The sequence below is a fragment of the Desulfotruncus arcticus DSM 17038 genome (genome assembly GCF_900113335.1).
GTDB lineage: Bacteria > Bacillota > Desulfotomaculia > Desulfotomaculales > Desulfallaceae > Desulfotruncus > Desulfotruncus arcticus.
The window spans coordinates 124,834-149,535 of the sequence record NZ_FOOX01000005.1 but is presented as its reverse complement, the minus strand read 5'-3'; the positions used below and the strand labels follow the sequence as shown (position 1 = coordinate 149,535).

Below are 24,702 nucleotides of genomic sequence, written 5' to 3'. Positions count from 1 at the left end.
TCAGAAATAATTTTTTTTAATAAAAAAGATAAAAAATAAAAAATTACCAATTACAGGAAGGATATTGGGTTTGAATAGGGAAATATATAAATACAAAATATGGAAAATGTAAAGAGGTGGGAATTTTGGGCGGCAAATTAAATTCACTTACAGATGTGCTCAAAAAAACATTGTTTTTCTTTGAATCCTTGTCAGTTGCCGAATTGACTAATTATGTCCATAGACAAATGTTGAAGGATTATGCTTCGGAACAAGTGGAAGAAAAAGTTCGTTTGTGTCTGGAACAACACACTTGCTTTACCAATGATCAAAAGCATTCCTGGACTTTGAATTTAGAAGGACAAAAAGATAACGATCAGTTTTATACTATTTTACTAAAAAAGCAAAAACCACTCAGCTTTGCAGATATGACTAAAAGTAATAAAAAGAAAAAAGGCAAGTCTGTTTCTGAACAAGTTGGATTGATCAACGACGGCAGGTTTATACAACTGGCAAACGGTTACTGGGGTTTGACGGAATGGGAAGTAGAAACAGGTCAATACTCACTTAAGCAACTGGTTACCAAAGCGCTGATAATGAACCCAACCGGTTTGTCGCTGGCGCAGCTAAATGAAGTGGTAGGAACATGGAGAGCTACTGATAAAAATGAAATTGAGGGGGTTTTGAGGAAGTTTCCTTATTTTGAGGAAATAGGCAAAGGAGTATGGTGCTATAACCAGGAAGCCAGGGTTATTTACGATAAAATTTTAAAAAGATATCTGCTGGCGCTAAAGCGTCAACGAGATCGGTGGATTATAGACCGGGAAAGATGGACAGAGCGTGCAACAAGCTTGCAAAAGCAGCTTGCTGAGGTTGAATCGGCACATAAGGAAGCTGCTGCAGCTTTAGCACTGCGTCAGAATGATCTAAACAGGTTTGAACAACTAAACACCCAAATGGCAGAGAAGGATTTGCTCCTGGCATTAAGGAAAAAAGAGATTTACCGCTATAAAGAGCACCTTCAGAAGTTGGAATCCAAGGCCAACAGTATCTTGTATCAATGCCGCCTTTGGGTAAAAAGGGCTAGAGATCATGAGCTTGAAAACCAGCAGATAAGAGAGGCTCTGAATAAGAATCAATCTGGGTTGGAAACCATGTTCAGTAAATTGCAGCAATATAAAGAGCGTGACCGGGAGAACAAAACGAAATTACTGGAAATTAAGGAATTACACGCTGAACGGGTTGCTGAATTACAGACGGAAATTGTTAATTTGAAGCAAAGAATAGAAAGACTAAATGAGACCAGGGAGCACGAAGAAAAGATTTGGCGAGAAGAAATAAATACTTTAAGCACAGATCTAAAGCATGCCATGTCTGAAGGGGAAAGGCTGAACAAGTCTCTGCGTTTGTCCCAGCAGGAAATGGCCAAAATTAAAAATGAATACAAATTGTTGGAAAAAACAATGGCGCACCCATTGGTAAGGTTTGTGGCCAAACTGTTTTGCAGATTTAAAAAGACCCCCCAACAGGTAATATAGAGATACCGCAAGGTATCTCTTTTTTACTGCACGCGCGCTTAGGAAACTAATTAAACGGCCGGTTTTTAATGTTTCGTAAATCAACTTACTGTGATATATTAAAAATATTGAATAGATTAAAAAGAGGTGTGCATTTTTGTCTGTAACCGGCACTAATAATACAATTTTACAAAACCGTGTTCTGGTGGATGTAGATATAAAGCCTATTACGCGAAAATTCCATCTTCAGCTTGAACCACCCAGCCTGTTAAACAACCTTGCCGATGTTGACAGGTTGAAGGATAAACTGCCTGAAGGTTTCCACAACGCGTATATGCCATTACCTATTCTAAATAAAGTCAGTGAAGTGCTTTGGGGTGCTAATTGGCAGGTAACCGTCACATTAGCCCAATTTAACGGTATCTGGCAGGTCATTGACGTTGAACCCGGGGACACCAGTTCCCGCCATTACGGAATTGCGGTTGATATCGGAACCACAACAGTGGTGGGCTATCTGGTGGACTTAACTACCGGCAAAACGCTTGGTTCTGCCGCCGATTACAATGGACAGGTTCAATACGGAGAAGATATTTTAACCAGAATATATTTGGCCGCTGATGAGGGCGGAAGAAAAAAATTTCAACAGGCAATTGTTCAAACGTTAAACAGCTTAATTTCACGCCTGATAAATGAATTTAAAATTTCCAAGCATGAGATCAGCGCTGTCACGGTAGGCGCCAATACCACCATGGTGCATTTATTGCTTGGGCTTGATCCCTCCAGAATTTGTATGTTGCCTTATATTCCGGTAGTGAATCACCCCGGGTTTATCAACGCTGCCAGCCTGGGACTGGATATTAACCCACTGGCGTCTCTTTACTGTTTGCCCGGTGTGGGGAGTTACGTGGGGGGAGATATAATCAGTGGTATTTTGGCCAGCGGCATGCATAAGAAAACTGACCTGGCTTTATTTGTAGATATAGGGACCAATGGGGAAATGGTTTTGGGCAATTCCGAATGGCTGACCGCCTGCGCCGGAGCTGCCGGTCCCGCCCTGGAAGGTGGTGTGGCCCGGCATGGCATGCGGGCCGAGCCGGGAGCGGTGTATGAGGTGCGCATAGATGAACAAACGGGTGCAGTGCATTACAAAACCGTTGCCTCTCAAAAGCCTTGCGGTATCTGCGGCTCCGGATTGGTTGACTGCCTGGCCGAATTATTACTAGCGGGAGTTATCAACAGAGCGGGAAAATTTAAAGACAGTAATAAAGAGTTTACTGTTGTTCCGGCTTCGGAAGCAGAAAACAACACTGCCATAACCTTTACTCAAACGGACATTGACAATATCATGCGCACCAAAGGTGCGGTCAACGCCGCCCTGGAATATTTACTGGAAAGTGTGGGCTGCAGATTTGAAGAGATTGAGACCTTTTACGCCGCCGGGGCCTTTGGGCAATACCTGGACCTGGAATCTGCCGTAACCATTGGGTTATACCCGGATCTCCAGCGCGACCGGATGATCAGGTTGGGCAACAGTTCCGGGGAAGGTGCAAGACTGGCGCTGATATCGGAAGATTGCCTGCGTGAAGCCGAGGAAATATCACGCTCCATAACTTATTTTGAACTAAACGCCAGTGAGGTTTTTATGAATAAATTTGTTGGGAGCAGATTTCTACCCCATACTAATTTAGACTATTACCCCACGGTTAAAAAGAAAATGCTTGCGAGAGGCCTTCTGGTGGATTAGAAACAGAACCCCGGGTACATGGGAGTGCACATATCCGGGGCTTTTCTATTCCGAAAAAGTTTTTAGTTACTTGTATCTGGCGCTCCGGTGGTTCCCTCCGTGCGCTGCGCAATTTTCCTTGTATCTTTTATAGTTACCTATAGCTAACGCTTACATCAGACAGCCCGGTGAAACTTTACGCCCTTACGGGGTCAAACTTTGGGGATTTGACGAGCTATAGATCGCGTCCAGTGCTACGCTTACTCCGGGAACCAACGGATCACCTTGCCTACGGTATCTATTTTTCATCCTCTGATGGTGCCGCACTAGCGGCATGAACGTCTAATTGTAACTTTAAATTATCCCCCAAGAGGATACAGTCCCTGCTAAGGCATAAAGATTTTAGCTATTTTCTAATAATATGGGAAGGAAAAATAGACTATTAAACGTAATTAATAATATACTGGTACGACCAAGGTATGAACAATTTAATTATGTTGAAAAGAAAGGTGAAAAAATGATGTCTATAAGCCAAAAAATAACTGAAGATCTTTCTAAACCTTCATGGTTAAGAAAATTGTTTGAAGAAGGGGAGCGTCTAAAAAGTATCTATGGGGAAGACAAAGTTTATAATTTTACTATTGGTAACCCGGGAGTTGAACCTCCTGCCGCTTTTCACGAAGAATTAAAAAGAATAGCTTTAAACCCTACACCGGGCATGCACCGTTATATGAGCAACGCCGGCTATTTAGAAACAAGGGAGGCTATAGCACAAGTATTGCAAGAAAACTGCGGTTTGGATTTCAGTCCCAACCATATCGTAATGTCATGTGGTGCAGGCGGCGGGTTAAATATTCTGTTGAAAACTATCCTCAACCCCGGCGAAGAGGTAATAGTTTTGGTTCCCTATTTTCCTTTATACAGGGCCTATATCGATAACTACGGTGGTGTAATCAAGAAAGTTAAAACAAATGCTGATTTCCAGTTAAATCTAGAATTATTGGCTGAAAATATTACCGCTAAAACCAAGGCCATTATTATAAATTCACCCAATAACCCTACGGGTGTTATTTATCCCGAAAAAAGTATTAAAGAATTGGGACAACTGCTGCGGGCTAAAGAGGAAGAATTTAATAATACCATTTATCTTATTTCCGACGAACCTTATTCCAAGCTGGTTTTTGATGGATTAACTGTACCAAGTATTTTTAAACATGTGCGCAACAGTTTTGTAGTAACTTCTCATAGTAAGGACTTGGCCCTGCCTGGTGAGCGAATAGGTTATGTTGCGATGCATCCTGAGATCAAGGATGCGGATTTAATATTTAAGGGTTTAAATTTTTGTAACAGGGCGCTGGGGTTTGTAAATGCACCGGCATTAATGCAAAGGCTTGTTACAAATTTGCAGAGGGAAGAAGCGGATATAGAAGGGTATTTAGAAAAAAGAAATATGTTATATAACCATTTAACCAGTTTAGGTTTTGATGTTGTTAAACCGGCAGGCACATTTTATCTTTTCCCGCGTTCACCTATGCCCGACGATATTGAATTTATTAAATTTGCTCTCAAATATAACATAGTGGTGGTGCCAGGTATAGATTTTGATATGCCCGGTTATTTTAGGCTTTCCTTCAGTGTATCGTTGGATACTGTGATGAATTCTTTACCTGCATTTACTAAACTGGCCCAAGACCTGAGGCTTAAGTGAACTCGTTCAGCTAAAGCTGAACATCGAGGTCGGAAATGCTTGTACTGCTAAAGCCTTTTACCTTTGCTCTAATAACTCCCTCCGAGCTTGCTTAGAGCTCTTAAAATACCTGGGCTGGGCACCATCCCATCTGCAATTCTATGTCAGACGGTTTTTAAATAACCTAAACCGAATTAAAGTAGGCCTGCGCCAACTTATCCCCGGCATTAGCCTATCACCAGACAAAGACGACAAAAGAAAAGGAGTCAAAGAAGTACTGCGCATTGTAACAACCGGATTCCCCCAAATCCGAACCTTCGCGACAAGGTATTATACACAATGCAGGTACTCATTCATGGCTCAGTGCAGATATCGACTTAATCATGAATTGCAAAAGGCTTTCGCGATAAAGGTGAGAGCCTTTTGACGTATTCACGATGTGATGTTTGGTGCAACTGCTATTTTGTTATTGTGGAACGTAAGCTATTGGTACAAAAATAACAAAAGTACTTTGTGTTTATAATCCAAAGGTTATATGTCGGCCAACGCGAAATGTTAGAGGGCAGTCGGTTCAATGAGGAGGGGGAACCTATGGACCACAGTCAGCTGATGAACCAATAATGGATCGAACGAAATCAGACAACCATCGTTGGCTTTCTCCAGGATCTGATTCGGGTTCCGAGCGTAACTGGAGAGGAGGGGCCAACCAGCAGTTGATTGCCGGCAGCTTAAAGGAAACGGGTCTAACCGTTGACGTTTTTGAGCCCTCCCTGGACGCCTTGTGGAAACATCCCGCTTTCGTAGAAGTCTCCCGCGGGTACGAGGGGCGCCCTAATGTAGTGGGAATCCTTCAAGGCGTGGGGGGGAGGAAAGTCTCTGCTCTTGAACGGCCATGTGGACGTAATCCCGGCGGGTGCGCAGGAAAGCGGGCGGCACGGCAGTTGGTCCGGTGATCTTGCGGATGGCCGTCTCTATGGTCGTGGAGCTTCGGACATGAAGTCGGGGCTTGCGGCCATGACCATGGCTGTAAAGGCAATTTTGGAGTCTGATCTTGTATAATTGCAACAGAAAATTAGACTGCGGTTTAGGTTGTTGGTCCAAAGGATGATGTGCCGGAAAGAGAGAATTAGTCGACATTAGAAATTCTGGTTGCATGGCGTCGTAAGAACCGGATGGCGTGTGGGAACTACAAGAGAACCCAAAAATCACGCGATAATAACAGTTGAAAGGTGGAAAATTATGGCTAACTTAAAAGTGAATTTTGCAGGCGTGGAATTTAAAAACCCGCTGGTTTTGGCTTCTGCCGCACCGAGTTGGGATGGCGAAGGAATGAGGATTGCCGGCTTGGCGGGAATCGGCGGTGTAGTTCCTAAAACGATCGGACCGATTCAAGATTGGGCGGCACATCCGCGTAACGGACGTTTTCAGATTATCCGGCATGGTGGTAAACCCATTGGTATGGTTAATTTAGAGTTGTTCACAACCAAAACCAGAGAAGCCTGGATTAAAGAAGACCTGGCGGTAGCCAAAGAAGGGGGAGCTGTCATTCAGGCCAGTATCCTCGCTATGCCCAATCCAGACGACACCGCTGTATTGGTAGATGAGATTCAAGCTACCGGCATGGTTGACGTCTTGGAACTCAATGTTTCATGCCCCATGCCGGCGCAAGGCGTCGGCATGCATATCGGCAAGAGCCCGGAATTGACATTTAAACAAGCTAAAGCAGCCAAAAGTGCCGCCAAGATTCCGTTGACGGTTAAACTAACTCCCACCGTCTTTGACATGGTTGAAGTAGCGATGGCCGTTAAAGAAGCAGGTGCCGAGGGGGTAACCATCAGCAATTCGATTCGTTCTTTCGCGGGCGTCGACATTGAGACTGGTAAACCTCTCTTACGCGCGTACGGTGGTTATTCCGGTCCGGCCATCAAACCGATTGTTATGCGGCATCTATCGGAAGTAGCCCGTAAGGTCGATCTCCCCATCTCGGCTATCGGCGGAGTGATGAGTTTTAAGGAAATTGTGGAATACATTATGCTTGGCGCCACCACGGTGCAAACCGCAACTGCGATCATGTGGAACGGCTATGGCATAATCGGTAAATGGCTGAAGGACCTTGAAGAATGGATGGATCTGAAAGGTTATCAATCACTCGACGAAATCCGGGGTATCGCTTTGCCATATATCACAACGACGGAAGAATTGGCCAAGTTACCGCCGATGTTTGCCAATATTGATGAAGATAAATGCACCAACTGCGGCATTTGTCAAAAGGTCTGCATGTACCGTGCTATTTCCAGTAATGGAAACGTTTGCCGGGTAAGCAAGTCGGATTGTGACGGCTGCGGCGCATGTGTGCAGTGGTGCCCGAGTGGTTCGGCGGCATTAGCCTAGGTCCCCAACAATACATGTGATCCTTCGATTAAATGTTTTAGGAGGGTGAAATGATATGCTGATTGGAGGGATAAGGAGGGAGCATCATGCGGGTAATGGATTACTATCAGCCGGCGATTGTGGCTGAGGCTGCCGGATATTTGAGTCAAGCTCCACATACAACCAAGATCCTGGCCGGTGGCACGGATCTGATTATTCAACTAAGGGAGGGTGCCATAAAACCGGACTATATCCTGGACTTAGGCTATATCCCAGAGCTGCGGGGGATTACCGAGGATGATGATCGCCTAGTCATCGGCAGTATGACTACTTTTACGCAGATTGAACAGAATCCGTTAATCCGAAAGTACTTGCCCGTATTAGCTCAGGCAGCAAGTTCAGTGGGTTCCCCGCAAATCCGTAATACGGGAACGCTTGGGGGAAATTTGGTTAACGCTGCACCGGCCGCTGATACGGTCATCGCCTTGTTGGCCCTTGATGCCCAAGCAGTTTTGACCAGCAGCCGGGGAGACCGGGAAGTGGCTGTGGTCGACCTGTTGGCCGGCATCAACAAAACGCATGTTGCCAGCGATGAAATCGTTAGCTACATGGTGCTGCCAATCCCTACCCCATCTACCTATAGTACTTTTGTCAAACTGGGAAGACGTAAAGCCCTGGCCATTGCCCGGTTAAACTTAGGTCTGGTGGTCAGCCTGGAGGACAACGGCGAAATTGGCAAGGTTGTTTTGGCTCTGGGGGCTGTCGGAACTACAGCCTACCGTGTCCGCCAAGTTGAAGAGTTTCTCACCGGGAAGCAACCTCAGCCGGAAGTGTTTGCTGCTGCCGGCGAGATAATCAGTCAAGTAGTTGCTGAGAAATTGGGCGCCAGGCCTACGGCCAACTACAAGCGCGCAATTGCCAAAGCCGCTCTTAACCGGGCCTTGGCCCAGATCGGTACAGAGAGCGGGAGGTGGTAAGGTGAGCGCGCCAAGCGAAGCTTGGCAGTTCTTGCACCAATATGTAAAGGAGAAAGGAAACATATGCTGTCTGCTAAGGCAGGGAAGGTTGTATCCGCCGAGGTACAATTTGATATGGTGTTGCTGCTCAGTTTCCATGTCGGGAAATGAGTGGTTTTTTCTTGCCAAGGAAGGCGGTAATCTGAGACAATAATTGACGTGTGCAACTAAAGGCTGCACTGACAATCATTATCTCAGGAGCAGCGAGACCGGAAAAATAAAAAGGAAGACGTTAAGGGCTGCCACCCCGTCTTCCTTTTTCCTATCCGGCTTTCACCTATGAAAATGGTATCGGAAAAGAAGCAGAATGTAAAGCCCAAAAATCTTCATCATGACTTAGTAAGGTTTCTGGATATAGAATTATGGCCAAATTTTTGTTTTATTAGTACAAAGGAAGCTATTTAAAAGTGTTATATATTATTAATCAAATAAAGTTTCCGGTAATATTTCTTTTATCGTGTCATTATATCAGGAGCTAAAGCCAATTGAAATAATAAGGGGGCTTTCAGGAGAAGGAAATATGTAGCTATTATGGCCATTTGGCTGTCTGAGTATGCAAATTATGCAGAACTTATTGAAGTTGATTGTAGATTCCTAATTTAGTGGTGCCCCAAAAAGATTTGCACTGAAAAGCAGGTAGCTTATTAAATCTTTATTGAAGGAGGAAAAGTAAAAGTATGAGTAGTAGGATTAAAGAAACATTCCCGGAACTTTATCAAGCAATAGAAGCGGAAAAGGTCCGTCAAACAAATAAAATCGAGCTGATTGCTTCTGAAAACATTGTCAGCCCGGCAGTGTTGGAGGCAGCCGGCTCAGTATTAACCAATAAATATGCGGAAGGATATCCCGGAAAAAGGTATTACGGCGGTTGTGAGTGTGTTGATGTTGTAGAAGATTTAGCTAGAGATTTGGTGAAAAAAATATATGGAGCGGACCACGCCAATGTGCAGCCCCACTCCGGCTCATCTGCCAACTTGGGTGTATATTTTGCCGCAGTTCCGGTGGGAGCCACAATTTTAGGCTTTGACCTTTCCCATGGAGGACATTTAACCCATGGTAGTCCGGTAAGTATTTCCGGTAAGTATTTTAATTTTGTTCATTATGGGGTTAATAAGGAAAGCGAAAGGATAGATTTTGACCAGGTCAGAACGTTAGCCCATAAACATCGACCAAAGTTAATTGTGGCAGGAGCAAGTTCTTACCCTCGTATTATTGATTTTAATAAATTCCGGGAGATTTGTGATGAAGTAGATGCCTTGTTTTTTGTAGATATGGCTCATATTGCCGGCTTAGTAGCAGCCGGTATTCATCCAAGTCCCGTGCCGTTTGCGGAATTTGTCACATCTACTACTCATAAGACTTTGCGAGGGCCGCGTGGCGGATTAATTCTTTGCCGGGAAAAGTATTCCCGAGACATAGATAAGGCAATTTTCCCCGGAATCCAAGGGGGGCCGTTAATGCATATTATTGCGGCAAAAGCCATGGCGTTTCAAGAAGCATTATTGCCGGAGTTTAAGGAATACCAACAGCAGGTGGTGAAAAATGCCAAGATCTTGGCTGACTCATTGGCTAATTTTGGATTTCATTTGGTATCCGCAGGCACTGACAATCACATGATGCTAATAAACCTTTCCAATATGGGAGTTACCGGGAAAGAAGCGGAAACAGCATTAGATGAAGTGGGTATTACAGTGAATAAGAATACGGTACCTTTTGAGGAGCTAAGCCCCATGATCACCAGCGGGATTAGAATTGGTACACCTGCCATGACTACTAGAGGCATGAAGGAAGTGGAGATGAAAACCATTGCAGATTTAATTTTCCGTACAATCAAAAATCGGAATGATAGTAATAGAATGAAAAAGATCGGTGGTGAAGTGAGAGAACTCTGCAGCATGTTTCCTTTTAAAGATTAAATACTTTCACATATCAATAATTTTTTGAAAAATAGGAGAGAAGAAATTATGATTGATTTAACCGTTAACGAAAAACAATTGCAAAGAACAATAGAAAGAGCAAGAAAAAGAAACATTATCGTGCCAACTTTTAAAGAGATGAAAAACCCGGAACTAATTCCAGAAAAAATTAAGGAAAAGTTAAAGAATATCGGACTTTGGGATATTAATTCATACAACTTATTCCGCATTACCTGGAAAAACCAACCTGTTAAAGAAGGAGGGGTTTTTGGGGCAGTTAATTATTTGGAATTACCCAAAGAACTGACAGGAACAAATGCCAGGATTATTGCCCTGGTGGGCAAGTGGTTTCCCACCGGCTGCCACAAAGTAGGAGCTACTTTTGGGTGTTTGGTGCCTAGGCTGGTAACCGGCCAATTTGATCCCACCTTTCATAAGGCGGTTTGGCCTTCGACGGGAAACTTTTGCCGGGGAGGGGCATATAATGCGGAACTTTTGTCCTGCCAGTCTATTGCTATTTTACCAAAAGAAATGAGTCAAGAAAGGTTTTCCTGGCTATCTCAAGTAGCAGGAGAGGTAATTGCTACTCCAGGTTGTGAAAGCAATGTGAAAGAGATTTTTGATAAAACCTGGGAATTAAGAAATAGCCGGGACAATGTGGTGATTTTTAACCAGTTTGAGGAATTGGGAAATTATTTGTGGCATTATGAAGTAACGGGTCATGCTATCGAAGAAGTACTGAATGGGATTATGGGTACGGAAGACAGGTTTGCCGGGGCGATATTTACCTCCGGATCTGCCGGTACCATGGCATGTGGTGATTATTTAAAAGAAAAGTATCCGTTAAGCAAATTAGCAGTGGGAGAAGCTCTGCAGTGCCCCACCCTTCTGGAGAATGGATTCGGTGGGCATAGAATTGAAGGGATCGGAGATAAGCATGTGCCCTGGATCCATAATGTAAAAAATACTGATCTGGCAGTAGCTGTTGATGATGAGGACAGCATTGGCTTAATAAGGTTGTTTAATGAACCGGCAGGTAAAAAATACTTGGTGGAAGAACAGAGAGTGTCTAAGGAACTGGTCGAAAAATTATCATACCTGGGTATATCGAGTATTGCTAATGTGTTGGGTGCCATTAAGTTTGCCAAATATTATGAACTGACGGAAAGGGATATCGTGGTAACTGTACTTACGGATTCAATGGAGCTTTATCATTCGAGAATGGAAGAACTAAGAGAGAAAAATGGAGAATACAAAGAAATAAATGCAGCGGTAGATTATTACCGTCATTTGATTTCCTTGACAACAGACAATATGCAGGAACTAACCTATACCGATAGGAGAAGAATTCATAACCTTAAGTATTATACTTGGATTGAGCAACAGGGTAAAGAGCTGGACGAGTTAAATGCCCAGTGGTACGATTACGATAATTACTGGGGCAGCATCCGTAAACAAACAGATACGATAGACCAATTAATTAATGAATTTAACGAAAGAACAGGCTTGCTATAGATTATTGGGAGAGCTTTGAACCGTATCGGGTTTACTTTAAACAGTTAAGATGTCAGAGGGATGTGGAGATATTGAAAGGGGAGACTGGTTAATGGATTATAGTCAGCGCATAAATAGATGGATTGAACAAAACCAAACAACCATCATTAGCTTTCTCCAGGATCTAATCCGAGTTCCCAGCGTTACTGGAGAGGAAGGACCAATACAGCAATTTATTGCCGGTCAACTGCAGGAAATGGGTTTGGAAGTTGATGTTTTTGAGCCATCCTTGGATACATTACGGAAACACCCTGCTTTTGTGGAAGTATCACGTGGCTTTGAGGGGCGGCCTAATGTTGTGGGAATTCTAAAAGGCACGGGAGGGGGAAAATCGTTACTTTTCAACGGACACGTAGATGTAATTCCGGCAGGCGCAACGGAAAGCTGGCAGCATGGCAGTTGGTCCGGCGATATTGCGGAGGGACGTCTTTATGGACGAGGGGCATCCGATATGAAATCGGGACTTGCGGCTATGACGATGGCAGTGAAGGCAATTTTAGAATCCGGTATCCGGTTAAAAGGGGATATAATCTTAGAATACACAGTTGATGAGGAACTTTCCGGTAACGGGACTTTGGCTTGTGTGATAAAAGGATATCAGGCTGATGGAGGAATTTGCTGTGAAACTTCCAGTATGCGGGTGCAACCCGGCTCCATCGGACGCATTTGGTTTGAGATTAAGGTCCAAGGTATGGCAGCCGGTATTCAGCGCCGGTGGGAGGGAGTCAACGCTATTGAGAAGGGCTACCTGGTTACCCAGGCTGTAGCCGACTTCGAACGTATCCGGGTTAAGCGGTTGAGTCATCCCTTGTATCCGGACATTCTCGGTGCCATCCCTTGCATGGTGGGAGTATTTGAGAGCGGCTCTTATCACAGTGCCTTTCCGGATAGCTGTTTACTAAAGGGATCTATGGCTACAGTTCCCGGAGAGGATTCAAGCGCGGTCAAGGCGGAGTTTGTTGAGTTTATTCGCGAAAAGGTTGCCGGCGACCCCTGGCTTAAGGAGCATCCTCCTGAAGTTATCTTTACCGGGTACTTCGCCGAACCATCGGAAATCCCTGTGGACAGTGCTATAGTCCGGACTCTCAACCGGAATTTTATTAAGGTTATGGGCAAAGAACCGGTTATCACCGGTCGTGAAGGGGCCGCCGATATTCGTTTTATGAATAAGTACGGCAATACGCCGACAGTTATTTTTGGTCCGGGTCTGACCGAGCAGATGCATGCCAATAACGAATGGGTCAACATAGAAGACCTGATTCAAAGTACAAAGATTTTGGCACATACCATTCTTGAATGGTGTCAAGCGGATTAAATCGAGGAAAATTCTAAGAAAAGACAATAATATTTATAAACCTCCGTGAGAGCGGTAAAAGAAATCTTGGTACGAGGGTTGGATTTCGCACACAAAGAGGGTTATCCTCATAAAAATATAATTGTTGCTGTAGACGTAGAACCCCTTAATATGATGTAGAATAATATGGATGAAAAAAATCACCGCTGAGTTACAGCGGTTTTTTGTTGTGCAAAAATAGGAGTTAAACCATGTATTATTTGTTCACTGAATACAAATAAAATTAAAATATTATGTAACAAAGTAACAAAGGATTATTACCAAATATGTTAAATGGGTTAATAATGAATGTAAAATTAAATAGATGTAAAATTAAATAGATGTAAAATTAAATATATGTAAAATTAGTTAAACTCATTAATAGATCTTATTGGTTAAGTATCAAATTTAATAAGGAGATAGAATATGGGACTAACAGTTCGACAAGCATTAGAAATCGGGAAACTGCAAGAGGCAGTAGTAGTGGCTGGGTGCCAGGGTTTAGACAATCAGATATTCTTTGTAAACATTATGGAGGTCCCGGAGGTCACTAAGTGGATGAAAGGTGGAGAACTGCTGGTTTCGGCAGGGTTTGCATTTAAAAATAATCTGGATTTAAGAAAAAGATTGATTTATGACTTAGCTAAAAAGAAGGTGGCAGCTTTTGGCATTAAACCGGGGCAATATTTTTCTAAAGTCCCTAAAGATATGATTAAATATGCCGATGATGTAGGTTTGCCATTGCTTCAACTGCCGACAGATGTACCATATATGGAGTTTATGCTGCCAATTTTTGAAATTTTAATTAATGATCAACTTTGCCAGTTGAAACGTCATGAACAGATCCACAACTGCATGTTAGAGGCACTTTTGTCAGGCGGCGGTTTCTTAAGTATCTGTCAGGCATTATACAATTTATTAGGAAAGCCAATTTATATGCTAGACCAAGCAGGAAATATTATAAATTGTGTTTTAGGGGTAAAGTCTAAACAATGCTTTTCTTCTGAAGAATTAACAGAAGCTTGGCACCAGTTGCAGAACAGTTTATTGCTTTGTAATTCTAACCGGGTGAACCGGATGACGTTAACATTGAATGAAAAAAATCAAGATATTCAACTGGTGCCGATTCAAATAGATAATCATGTTGCCGGATATTTGCTGGTGCAAGAAACCGGAAAAAGTTTAGACGAGCAAGATTTGCTGGCAATTGAATATGCAGGGACAATTTCCACGTTGGAATTCACTAAAGAAAAAGCGGTATATGAAACAGAGAGAAAAGTTAGAGGCGAATTATTGGAAGATTTGATTTCGGGGAATTTTTCCGTGGAAGAAACAGTAATTCGAAGGGCAAGTTATTTGAATTTTAATTTGAACGCCAAACTGGCTGTTTTTATTATTAATCTTGATCATTTTGAAAATTATGTTATTTATCAGGCAAATCATCGTGAGAATCATATCCAAGAGATAAAAAACCAAACTTTCGAAAACACTCATCATGCATTTTTAAGTCATCCCGGCGGTGTGATGATGCATATTAAAAGTAATAGTATTATCGGACTAATTGGAATGGACGGCGATATTAATGAAAAAAAACTTAGAGAAAAGTTTCAAGAAATTTGTTCCAAAATTAAAAAAAGATTTCCCAAAATAAATATTTCTGTGAGTATGGGCAAGTTCTATAAAGGAGTGCGTAATGTAAAGAAATCTTATGAAGAAGCAGAAATATCTTTGAGAGTTAATCGGTATATGAATGGTGGAGATAAGGTAGTATCTTTCCAGGAATTAGGCCCCTACCGTTTTCTCTATGAGCTAAAAGGATCAGAATCCATGGAGGCCTTTTACGGAGAAATTCTAGGGAAATTAAAGCAATACGATATACAAAATAATGCTATCTTAATAAATACTTTAAGCAGCTATTTTAAAAATGATTGCAGTCTTAAACACACTGCAGAAGAGATGTTCATTCATAAAAACTCAGTAATTTACAGAATTCGCAAAGTAGAAGAAATTACCGGGCTAAAATTAAGTAATCCTGAGGATAGGTTTAATTTACAGTTATGTGTGAAACTCCAATATTTACTCGATTAGAACTTTAGGTTAAAAAACAGTATATTAAACTGCCATAGTATTTTAGAATACAAAATATTTTAGAAATTTTTGTAATTTCAGTCTAAGGGACATTATATTGGAAGCGGAGAATGTAAGTCTCAAGAGATAGGTAAACAAGATAATAATACCGGCAGTCGATGCTCTTTTCATGATCCAATTAATCCAAGCTTATTAAATTAGGGTTTTAAAAGAAGTGGCAAAATTCAGAGAGGTGATTAACTATGGCAAATTTAAGTTAAGGGTGAACTTTGCAGGAGTAGAATTTATAAACCCGTTGGTTTTAGCGTCTGCAACACCAGGTTAGGACGGAGAAGGATTGAAAAAGGCCGGATTAGCCGGTAAAGCTAATCAATGGTGCCCTACAGGAGCAATCCAATTAGAGGAAGGTAAAAATAGTAAGGAGGTGTTGTTATTGCGAGTATTGGACTATTTTCAACCTTTGGCATTAGAAGCTGCGTTTAGTTGCTTGCAGAAATCTCCTGGCACAACTAAACTTTTAGCCGGAGGGACGGATCTGATCATTCAAATGAAAGAAAGGTCTGTTGAAGCAGATTACATCGTTGATTTGGCAAATATCCTTGAACTAAAGGGGATTGTGCAGGATGGTGATAATCTGGTTATTGGCAGTATGGTAACATTCAGCGAAATAGAGCATAATCACTTGATTAACAAGTATATTCCGTTGTTAGCTAAAGCGGCCGGAACTGTAGGGTCGCCCCAAATCAGAAATACCGCCACTATTGGGGGCAATATAGCCAATGCTGCTGTAGCCGCAGATAGTTTACCGGCTCTTCTCGCTTTGGAGGCCAAAGTGAGGCTGCAAAAAATTAATGCCCAGAAGGATGTAGCTATTGAAGATATTTTAGTTGGCGCTAACAAGACATGTATTGCGCCTGATGAAATATTGACGAAAATTATTATCCCAATTCCCCAAGCTAATACTGCCATGACTTTTATCAAGATAGGAAGGCGAAAGGCTTTAGCCATTGCCCGGCTGAATCTGGGTTTGACCTTAAGCATGGATATGGGGAGAAAAACCAAAAAAGCTAGCCTAGCACTTGGGGCAGTAGGAGTAACTGCTTACCGCGTGCCCCAGGTTGAGGAACTATTGATGGGGAAAGCCATAAATGAAGATACCATAACTGCTGCGTGCAACTTAATATCGGAAGTAGTATCGGAGAAGCTGGGGACAAGATCTACGGCATCTTACAAGATGGCAGTTGCCAAAGCAGCATTGTCTAAAGCTTTGGAGAATGTTAAAGCGGAATTGGAGGGGGATTAAAATGCAGAGAATTAGTTTTACTATAAATGGGATAGCACAAGAGGTTGAAGTTTCTCCCACCATGCGTCTACTGGATGTAATTCGTGATGTATTGGGTTTAACCGGAACAAAAGAAGGCTGCAGTGAAGGGGAATGCGGTGCTTGTACAGTTCTCGTGGATGGTAAACCGGTTAATTCTTGCTTAGTTTTGGCAGGGCAGGTACAAGGCAAGACAATTACCACTATTGAAGGCTTAAGCAAGGGACAGGAACCGCACCCTTTACAAAAAGCTTTTATTGAGGCAGGTGCTATTCAATGCGGTTATTGTACTCCGGGCATGGTTTTGTCGGCAAAAGCTTTATTAGACAGTAACCCTAATCCTAGCGCAAAGGAAATTCGTCGTGGTATGTCGGGTAACTTATGTCGCTGTACAGGCTACAAAAAGATAATAGAGGCGGTTCAACTTGCTTGCTCTGGGGGTGATAAGTCATGAATGAATTTCCTGTAGTGGGTCAAGAACTGCAAAGAAAGGATACAGAGGCAAAAGCTATGGGGGAAGCAGTATATACCGGGGATATGAAGTTCCCAGGTTTGCTTCACGGCAAAGCTCTGCGTAGTGCTTATCCCCATGCCAGGATTATTAGCATAGATACTGCCGCCGCCCAAGCAATGCCGGGTGTTCATGCAGTATTAACAGCCAAAGACATTCCCGGGATTAATATCTTTGGTCTGGCAATTCAGGATCAGCCGGTTTTAGCCCAAGATAAGGTAAGGATGATGGGAGATGCGGTAGCCCTTGTTGCTGCTGATTCAGATGATTTAGCAGAAGAGGCACTAGGGAAAATTAAGGTGGAGTATGAAGAATTACCGGGTGTTTTTACAATTGAAGATGCCCTACGAGAAGAGGCGCCAAAAGTTCACGAGAAAGGAAACCTTTTGCAGCATACCCGGTTGAGAAAAGGAAATATAGAGGAAGGTTTTGCTAAAAGTGATTTAGTTGTGGAAAATGTCTATGAGACGCAAAGAGTAGAACATGCCTATATCGAACCGGAAACATCAGTGGCCTATCTGGGCTATGATGGAATATTAAATGTTTGGACTTCCACCCAGTATGTTTTCCGGGATAGACGCCAGATAGCGCCTGTAGTTAATATGCCGGTGAATAAAGTAAGGGTAATTCAAATGGCTACTGGTGGTGCTTTCGGAGGTAAAGACGATATAACCACCGAGATCCAAGCAGCATTGCTGGCCATTAAAACCGGCAGACCTGTAAAAGTTGTGTGGTCAAGACGCGAGTCCATGATCTGTTCCACAAAAAGACATCCCATGAGGATGTTGATTAAAACCGGAGCTACAAAAGACGGTATGTTAATGGCCATGGAAGGAACAGTATATAGTGATAAAGGAGCCTATTGTTCTATCGGACATTTTATCACCAAGAAAACGGGTTTGCATTTGGCCGGACCTTACTACGTACCTAATGTAGCTGTTGATACCTATGCAGTTTATACCAATAACACCATATGTGGACCTTACCGGGGTTTTGGTATTCTGCAGGCATCTTTCGCTCATGAGTCTCAGATGGACATCTTGGCAGAAAAGTTGGGTATCAGTCCTTTGGAGATTCGGATGAAAAATGCTTTGAAACATGGATTAACTAATGCAACCGGTCAATCATTTGAGCATGGAGTAGGTTTTTATGACACCCTTTTAAAAGCAAAAGAACATATGGAGGCTTATGACTTAGAGGAGGTGTCAGGTAGGTGAAAAAAAGAGGCCGAGGGATAGGAAGCTACCTTTATGGAGTAGGTTATGGTTTTAACCGTCCGGACCACTCTGCTGCCTATGTTGAAGTTGCTGATGACGGAACAGTTACTGTCTTAAGCGGAGCGTGTGACTTGGGGCAAGGATCTGATACGGTACTCTGCCAGATTGCTGCGGAAGAACTGGGGATCAGTTACAAAGATGTTCGGATCATTAGCGGTGACACGGCGGTAACCCCTGATGCACTGGCTAGTACAGCCAGCCGTCAAACATATGTTTCGGGAAATGCGGTCAAAAGAGCAGCTGCAGATGTTAAAGAGCACTTTCTTGATTTAGCTGCGGAGATACTCAGATGTGAGCGGGCGGATATGGTAATTATGAACGGTGTAGTAAACTGTAAAACGGATGAAAGTAAAACACTAAAATTCTCTGATCTGGCGCGACAAATGCACCAACGGGGAAAACAATCTATTGGATTTGCCTTTTATGACAATACCACTGCAGATGTTGACCCGGACACAAACCAAGGGGATGCTTATTCTCACTATATTTACGGTACCCAAGTTGCAGATGTGGAAGTAGATACTGATACCGGCGAAGTAACAGTACTTAGGATTGGAGCTGCTCATGACTGCGGAAAGGCAATTAATCCCAAGAATGTTGAGCAGCAGATTGAAGGTGGGGTTGTGCAAGGGATGGGTTATGCCATTATGGAAGAAATGATCCTGAAAGAAGGTAAAACTCTTAATCCTTCTTTTTCCAAGTTTCTCATACCCACATTCCAGGACGCGCCTGAAATAGTAACTTACATTGTTGAAGATCGCGATCCTAGAGGGCCATTTGGGGCCAAGGGGCTTGGCGAAGGGCCCATTATTCCTACTGCACCTGCTATTGTGAATGCTGTTTATGATGCTATTGGGGTTAGAATCACTAGTTTGCCTATTACGCCGGAAAAGATTCTGGCAGAATTAAAAAAACAAACTATATCATAAACCTAATGAAGTAATTTATTAATTAGCAAAGGGGGAGTTTCTGGAAAAGTTTAGTTTCTTATCTATTTTTAGAAAAAAAGGGGGGGCTTTAAGGATGAAAATAGGTTGGTTTAAAAAAGTTTGTATGGTAATAATGTGCATTTTTGTTTTAGGTGTCTTTGCCGGTTGTGGAAATTCCAATGCCCCGGCTCCAGGTGAAAACCAGGAGGGCACTGATACGGCAGTGAATTCAGAGAAGAAGATTGTGCTAAAATTGGGGCATGATCATATGGTAAGTTCTCCGTTCCAAAAGTCGGCAGAGAAATTTAAAGAGTTAGTGGAAGAAAGATCAAATGGAAGAATAGAAGTACAAATTTACCCTGCCCAGCAACTTGGCAGTTCCAGAGAAATGATTGAAGGTATGCAGATGGGGACAGTGGAAATGACCTTGTTGCCCACAGCAAAATTTGGCGGTTTTGACGAAAGATTAACTCTTGTTGACCTGCCGTTTCTATTTCCAAATGAAGATGTTCTTTGGAAAGTCTTAGACGGGGATATTGGAAAAGAGATTATGAGTGGTTTGGACCCGATTGGGATAAAAGGGCTTGCCTTCTATGCAGAAGGGTTTAAAGCTTTAACTGCGAACAAACCTATTCACAAACCTGATGATCTCAAAGGGATGAAAATTCGTACCATGGAAGCCCCGGTAATTATGGGTCAATTTAAAGCCTGGGGAGCGAATCCGGTACCAATTGATTTCGCTGAGGTTTATAATTCTCTTCAACAGAATGTTGTTGATGGACAAGAAAATCCTTTGCTCAGTATTCATGATATGAAGTTTTATGAAGTCCAAAAATATATGATTATGAGTGATCACGCTTATCTTTCGTATATTATGACTGTAAGTAAAAAGTGGTTTGACGGGCTGCCGGAAGATCTGCAAAGTATAATTTCTGAAACTGCGATTGAAGTTGCACAGAATCACAAGCAATTAATGAAAGATGCCAATGACACTTATCTAAAGAATATTAAAGATTTTGGGACTGAAGTTTATTCGCTGACTCCGGAAGAAAAAGAATTATTTAGAAAAGCAAGTGAGCCGGTATATACAGAATTCAGAGACGCCATTGGAGGAGAACTAATAGATAAGACTGTTAAATTTATTGAAGAGAATGAGTAGTATTATTAAGGGGAGTAAGATATACTCTTACTCCCCTCTACTTTTGGGGCAGGAGGAAAATATTAATGGGGAATTTGGATAAAGTGATGACGTCTGTTGAAGAGACAATCAACGGTTCTCTTTTGCTACTTGCAACCGCCGTGCTCTTTGTGAATGTTATACTACGCTATGTATTTCATAACTCAACAACCTGGGCAGAAGAAGCAATTCGTTATTCCATTGTATGGGTCACGTTTTTTGGAGGCAGTATGTGTGCACGTAATAAAATGCATGTGGGTATTGATATTTTTGTTCAAATGGCTCCACCGCTAATTAGAAAAATCTTGATGATACTGGCGCAGCTTAGCGCTGCCTTTTTTACAGCAATGATTACCTACTTTGGGTGGGTATCTACTCATCTGGTTATTGAAAGTGCCCAGAAAAGCCCTGCTATGATGATGCCGATCTGGATTGTATATATCGCCATGCCCCTGGGTAGTGCATTAATGACGATTAGGTTTTTAGCAGCTGCATATGCAATTTTAAAAGATAAGACATTTGGAGTTGAGATGGTTGAAAAAAATGGTTCTGTAGATATTTCCAGACTGTAGGAGGTGACACTGATGATCACATTATTATTTATACTACTTTTTGCCCTCTTGTTTTTGAGCTCTCCGGTTTTTACTGCTTTAAGCTTATCCGCGCTGTTGGCCTTTCTATTATATACTGATATGCCTTTAATGGTTGTTGCACAAAGAATGTTCGGCGGTATTGACAAATTTGCCCTAATGTCAATTCCTTTCTTTATTTTGGGAGCTAATGTCATGAAATTTGGGGGAATAGCCAAGAGAATTCTTGATTGGGCACATACGTTAGTAGGAGGTTTTAAAGGTGGTCTGGCCCTAACTACAGAAGTGGCGTGCATGTTTTTCGGAGCAGTCTCAGGATCTTCACCGGCAACCGTCGTGGCTATAGGCGGGTTAATGCATCCGGCGTTAAAAGAAAAACAGTATGACGGAGGTTTTTCTGTTGGTTTAATAACAGCCAGCGGCTCTGTAGCCCTGTTGATTCCCCCCAGCATTAGTGCCATTATTTATGGTGCTGTCACCGGTGTTTCTGTGGGTGCCCTTTTTATGGCAGGCTTAGGTGCCGGTATTTTATATGGTTTGGTTTACCTTGTCTATTGTTACTGGTATGCACGTAAAGCCGGTGTTCCTGTCGATAAGAAAGCTACTTTTTCCGATAAAATGAAAGCAACTAAAGAAGCCAGCTGGGCTTTAGGCATACCGGCAATCATCATGGGCGGAATTTACCTGGGAGTATTTACTCCTACGGAAGCATCCGGAATTGCCGCAGTTTACGCTATTTTTGTGAGTATGTTCATTTATAAAGAAATGGACTTAAAATCTTTGTTTAAAACCTGTGTTGTCTCTGCCGAATCTACTGCTCAAGTTATGATTTTATTGGCAGCAGCCTCCGTTTTTGCATGGATACTCACTGTTGGTCAGGTTCCCCAAAATCTTGCTAATTTTATTGTCGATGCTCATTTTGGGCCGGTCGCTTTCCTGCTGATGATAAATGTGATCTTAGTCATTGCCGGCATGTTTATCGATGGGTCCTCAGCCATCATTATTATTGCACCATTGGTATACCCTATTGCTATGCAGCTGGGTATCAATCCTATTCATTTAGGAATAATTATGGTAGCCAATGCGTCAATTGGTATGTTCACTCCTCCGTTCGGACTAAACCTTTTTGTAGCCCAACCGGCTACCGGTGAAAATATGACAAGCATTGTCAGAGGTGTTGTTCCATTTGTAATTATTAGCTTACTTGCATTAATCCTAATAACTTATTTGCCGGATATAAGTTTGTTTATCCCTCGGATGGTCTATGGGCCGACAATTTAATGCCGGAGTAATCTGGCGATGGGTGGGGATTTATGATTTAAACGAAAAGAAATTATTAATTTGCCCAGGATAAATGGCTGTTTTTTAATAAAATGGCCATTTATTCATTTATTTTTAAAAATATCCCTTGGTAGGTGATGAGTACAGAATTTTGCCAAAAACTTTGTTTTATTAGTACAAAGGAAATAGTATTAAAATTGTTAAATATTAATCAAATAAGATATCAGGGGGAATATGTCAGGGATGAAATATGAACGGTTAAAAAGACAAATCGAATTCATTAGGGAAACTTATTTTGGTACATGATTTGGTAGAGATTGATGCAGGAGATGTCTATTGTTATGATAAGCGATGGTTTGTGTTGAAATACAGGCATTTAAAAGTCGGTTGAACATTTGACTTGAAAACTTTTTTTATTACATTTCGTTATATATGGTAATGTATAACGCATAAAAAGGAGCGATTACAATATGAATGAGCCTGAATTTGTAATTATTAAAGGAGCCGGGGATTTGGCTAGCGGTGTTGCTTATGTTTTAAAATCAGAAGGATACAACGTAATTATGACCGAAATTGAAAAACCAACTTGTGTACGAAGAAAAGTTTCTTTTGCAGAAGCCGTATATGAAGGTAAAATTTATGTACAGGGAATATGTGGTAAATTAGCTAAAAATGTTGAAGAAGTAAGTGAAATTTTATTGAAAGGAGATATTGCAGTAATTGTTGATCCCTGTTTTGAAGTAAGAAAAGATTTAAGCCCATCAATCCTTATCGACGCAACAATGGCTAAAGTGAATCTAGGCACTAAAAGGAGTGAAGCAAATATAGTAATAGCACTTGGACCGGGTTTTGAGGCTGGAATAGATGCTCATGCAGTAATAGAAACGCATAGGGATGCAAATCCTGGAACCCCCATATTTAGTGGAACGGCTACGCCTAATACCGGTATCCCCGGTAGCGTATTGGGGTACAAGATTGAACGACTTCTTCGTTCACCTGTTGAGGGAACTTTTAAACCTAAACTTGAAATTGGTGATTATGTGGAAAAAGGTGATACTGTAGCAACTGTAAATGGTTTACCGGTTAAAGCTCTAATTGGGGGAGTTGTTCGGGGTTTAATAAAAAGTGGGCTGCCGGTGTACAAGAACATGAAGGTTGGGGATATTCATCCTGAAAAAAATAAAAATGTTTGTTATGTCATAACAGATAAAGCATTAGCCGTTGGTAAAGGGGTGCTAAGTGCACTGCAGATACTAAAGGAACAGACTATAGCTTGAACAGCATTTAATAGAAAAAGGGAGCGAGGTTAAAATTGATTCGAAAGAATGAAATATTTGATAAATTATTCAATGCTATGGAAAAAGGTATCCCGGCTATCCTTTACACACTGATTGATATAGGAGAATATCCCGGATTAGAAGAGGAGTCTCGTTTACTTATAGTCATGGGTGAAGGGCATTATGGCTCACTGGGATTAGCTGAGCTGGATGAATATGTGGAGTCCAGAGTTTCAAATATTTTTAACGGGGCCCTACCCAATACTGGTATTATACAAATTAACCTTCAGAAGCAAACCGGTCACCATTGCATAAAGATTTTAGAAGATCCTTTCTTGCCACAGAAAAAATTACTTGTGTTTGGTGCTGGGCATGTAGCCCAACCTCTCGTAGAAATCGCCTCTATACTGGGATTTAAAATTATAGTGGTTGATGATAGGCCGGAGTTTGTCGACCCAAAGCGATTTCCTGGAGCCAGTGGATTAATCTGCATAGATTACCGGGAAAGGCTACCTCTTGATGAAATTGATTCCTCAACCTGCATTATAATTATTACACGGGGTCATAAGTATGATCAGTCATGTTTATCAGCAGTGCTTGACAGCGGGGCTTTTTATATTGGCATGATTGGTAGTTCCAGTAAGGTAAGGCTTACCTTTCAGCAGCTTTTAAATCAGGGTATTGAAAAAAAAGAATTAGAAAAGGTGTCTGCACCTATTGGCCTGGATCTTGGAGGGCAAAAGCCTGCTGAAATTGCCTTGAGTATTATGGCCGAGATAGTTGCTAAAGTAAACAACGGTAGTTGCAGGCCTTTAAAAGAAATAAAGGCAGGGATGCCGGCATGAACAAGAAAATCCTGGAGAACATCGTTAATATTCTGAAAAATAATAAGAAAGCAGCGCTAATAACACTGTGCCAAACGAGCGGTTCAACCCCTCGTAAGGCAGGTGCCAAAATGCTGGTGTTTCCAAATGGTAAAACAATTGGCACCATCGGAGGTGGACAATTAGAATATCTGGCTGTTCAAAAGGCAAGAGAAGTTATAGATAAAAAAAAGCCAATACTTTTTGAACGTGATTTAGTGGATGAGGGCATGATTTGCGGTGGTAACGGAGTAATCTACATCGAATTTATAGGTAGGCTTTAAAAATTTAGT

At 42.0% G+C, this 24,702-nt stretch carries 20 protein-coding genes and 1 pseudogene; all 21 read left to right on the top strand.

All coding sequences use genetic code 11. The features are described from left to right. The first annotated feature begins 116 nt into the window (after positions 1–116). Positions 117–1,517 carry a phage-shock protein gene (locus tag BM056_RS08705; protein WP_337833496.1) on the top strand — a complete coding sequence of 467 codons (1,401 nt, stop codon included), beginning with the start codon at positions 117–119 and terminating at the stop codon, positions 1,515–1,517. Between the two features lie 136 nt (positions 1,518–1,653). Beyond that, complete coding sequence (locus tag BM056_RS08700) at positions 1,654–3,240, top strand: ASKHA domain-containing protein (protein WP_092470757.1); 1,587 nt, start codon at positions 1,654–1,656, stop codon at positions 3,238–3,240. A 499-nt stretch (positions 3,241–3,739) separates the two neighbouring features. After that, positions 3,740–4,927 (top strand): pyridoxal phosphate-dependent aminotransferase, encoded by a 1,188-nt coding sequence (locus BM056_RS08695; RefSeq protein WP_092470755.1) that lies wholly within the window; start codon positions 3,740–3,742, stop codon positions 4,925–4,927. An 861-nt stretch (positions 4,928–5,788) separates the two neighbouring features. Next, on the top strand, positions 5,789–5,965 hold the full coding sequence (locus tag BM056_RS08690; protein ID WP_165613444.1) for a M20/M25/M40 family metallo-hydrolase: 177 nt from the start codon (positions 5,789–5,791) through the stop codon (positions 5,963–5,965). A gap of 180 nt (positions 5,966–6,145) precedes the next feature. Further along, positions 6,146–7,297 (top strand): 4Fe-4S binding protein, encoded by a 1,152-nt coding sequence (locus tag BM056_RS08685; protein WP_092470751.1) that lies wholly within the window; start codon positions 6,146–6,148, stop codon positions 7,295–7,297. 86 nt (positions 7,298–7,383) lie between these two features. After that, complete coding sequence (locus tag BM056_RS08680) at positions 7,384–8,253, top strand: FAD binding domain-containing protein (RefSeq protein WP_092470750.1); 870 nt, start codon at positions 7,384–7,386, stop codon at positions 8,251–8,253. A gap of 716 nt (positions 8,254–8,969) precedes the next feature. After that, positions 8,970–10,208 carry a serine hydroxymethyltransferase gene (gene glyA / locus BM056_RS08675; RefSeq protein ID WP_092470749.1) on the top strand — a complete coding sequence of 413 codons (1,239 nt, stop codon included), beginning with the start codon at positions 8,970–8,972 and terminating at the stop codon, positions 10,206–10,208. A 48-nt stretch (positions 10,209–10,256) separates the two neighbouring features. Beyond that, on the top strand, positions 10,257–11,723 hold the full coding sequence (locus BM056_RS08670) for a pyridoxal-phosphate dependent enzyme (protein WP_092470747.1): 1,467 nt from the start codon (positions 10,257–10,259) through the stop codon (positions 11,721–11,723). 91 nt (positions 11,724–11,814) lie between these two features. Then, positions 11,815–13,077, top strand: a complete 1,263-nt coding sequence (locus BM056_RS08665; RefSeq protein ID WP_207648163.1) for an ArgE/DapE family deacylase — start codon at positions 11,815–11,817, stop codon at positions 13,075–13,077. A gap of 444 nt (positions 13,078–13,521) precedes the next feature. After that, a complete protein-coding gene (locus BM056_RS08660; RefSeq protein ID WP_092470743.1) occupies positions 13,522–15,183 on the top strand; it encodes a PucR family transcriptional regulator in 1,662 nt (553 codons plus the stop codon). Between the two features lie 433 nt (positions 15,184–15,616). Beyond that, the gene (locus tag BM056_RS08655) at positions 15,617–16,486 is read left to right on the top strand and encodes an FAD binding domain-containing protein (RefSeq protein WP_165613443.1); all 870 of its coding nucleotides are present in this window, start codon (positions 15,617–15,619) and stop codon (positions 16,484–16,486) included. Position 16,487: 1 nt separating this feature from the next. Then, positions 16,488–16,958, top strand: coding sequence for a (2Fe-2S)-binding protein (locus BM056_RS08650; RefSeq protein ID WP_092470738.1), 471 nt, complete (start codon positions 16,488–16,490; stop codon positions 16,956–16,958). Then, positions 16,955–18,232, top strand: a complete 1,278-nt coding sequence (locus tag BM056_RS27230) for a xanthine dehydrogenase family protein molybdopterin-binding subunit (RefSeq protein ID WP_092470736.1) — start codon at positions 16,955–16,957, stop codon at positions 18,230–18,232. Before BM056_RS08650 ends, BM056_RS27230 begins: the two co-directional genes overlap by 4 nt. Next, positions 18,229–19,221, top strand: a complete 993-nt coding sequence (locus tag BM056_RS27225) for a xanthine dehydrogenase family protein molybdopterin-binding subunit (RefSeq protein WP_092470733.1) — start codon at positions 18,229–18,231, stop codon at positions 19,219–19,221. Before BM056_RS27230 ends, BM056_RS27225 begins: the two co-directional genes overlap by 4 nt. A 94-nt stretch (positions 19,222–19,315) precedes the next feature. Next, a complete protein-coding gene (locus tag BM056_RS08635) occupies positions 19,316–20,380 on the top strand; it encodes a TRAP transporter substrate-binding protein (RefSeq protein WP_092470731.1) in 1,065 nt (354 codons plus the stop codon). 65 nt (positions 20,381–20,445) lie between these two features. Further along, a complete protein-coding gene (locus tag BM056_RS08630; RefSeq protein WP_092470729.1) occupies positions 20,446–20,970 on the top strand; it encodes a TRAP transporter small permease in 525 nt (174 codons plus the stop codon). Positions 20,971–20,982: 12 nt separating this feature from the next. Then, positions 20,983–22,269 carry a TRAP transporter large permease gene (locus BM056_RS08625; RefSeq protein WP_092470727.1) on the top strand — a complete coding sequence of 429 codons (1,287 nt, stop codon included), beginning with the start codon at positions 20,983–20,985 and terminating at the stop codon, positions 22,267–22,269. Positions 22,270–22,555: 286 nt separating this feature from the next. Beyond that, a pseudogene (locus BM056_RS27630) lies at positions 22,556–22,660 on the top strand (HD domain-containing protein); the annotation flags it as partial. Positions 22,661–22,739: 79 nt separating this feature from the next. Next, positions 22,740–23,546, top strand: a complete 807-nt coding sequence (gene yqeB / locus BM056_RS08620) for a selenium-dependent molybdenum cofactor biosynthesis protein YqeB (RefSeq protein WP_092470725.1) — start codon at positions 22,740–22,742, stop codon at positions 23,544–23,546. Positions 23,547–23,581: 35 nt separating this feature from the next. After that, positions 23,582–24,391, top strand: a complete 810-nt coding sequence (locus BM056_RS08615) for an XdhC family protein (protein ID WP_092470723.1) — start codon at positions 23,582–23,584, stop codon at positions 24,389–24,391. Continuing rightward, entirely contained in the window at positions 24,388–24,693 is a 306-nt protein-coding gene (locus BM056_RS08610; RefSeq protein ID WP_092470721.1) for an XdhC family protein, read from the top strand. Before BM056_RS08615 ends, BM056_RS08610 begins: the two co-directional genes overlap by 4 nt. Positions 24,694–24,702: the final 9 nt, after the last annotated feature.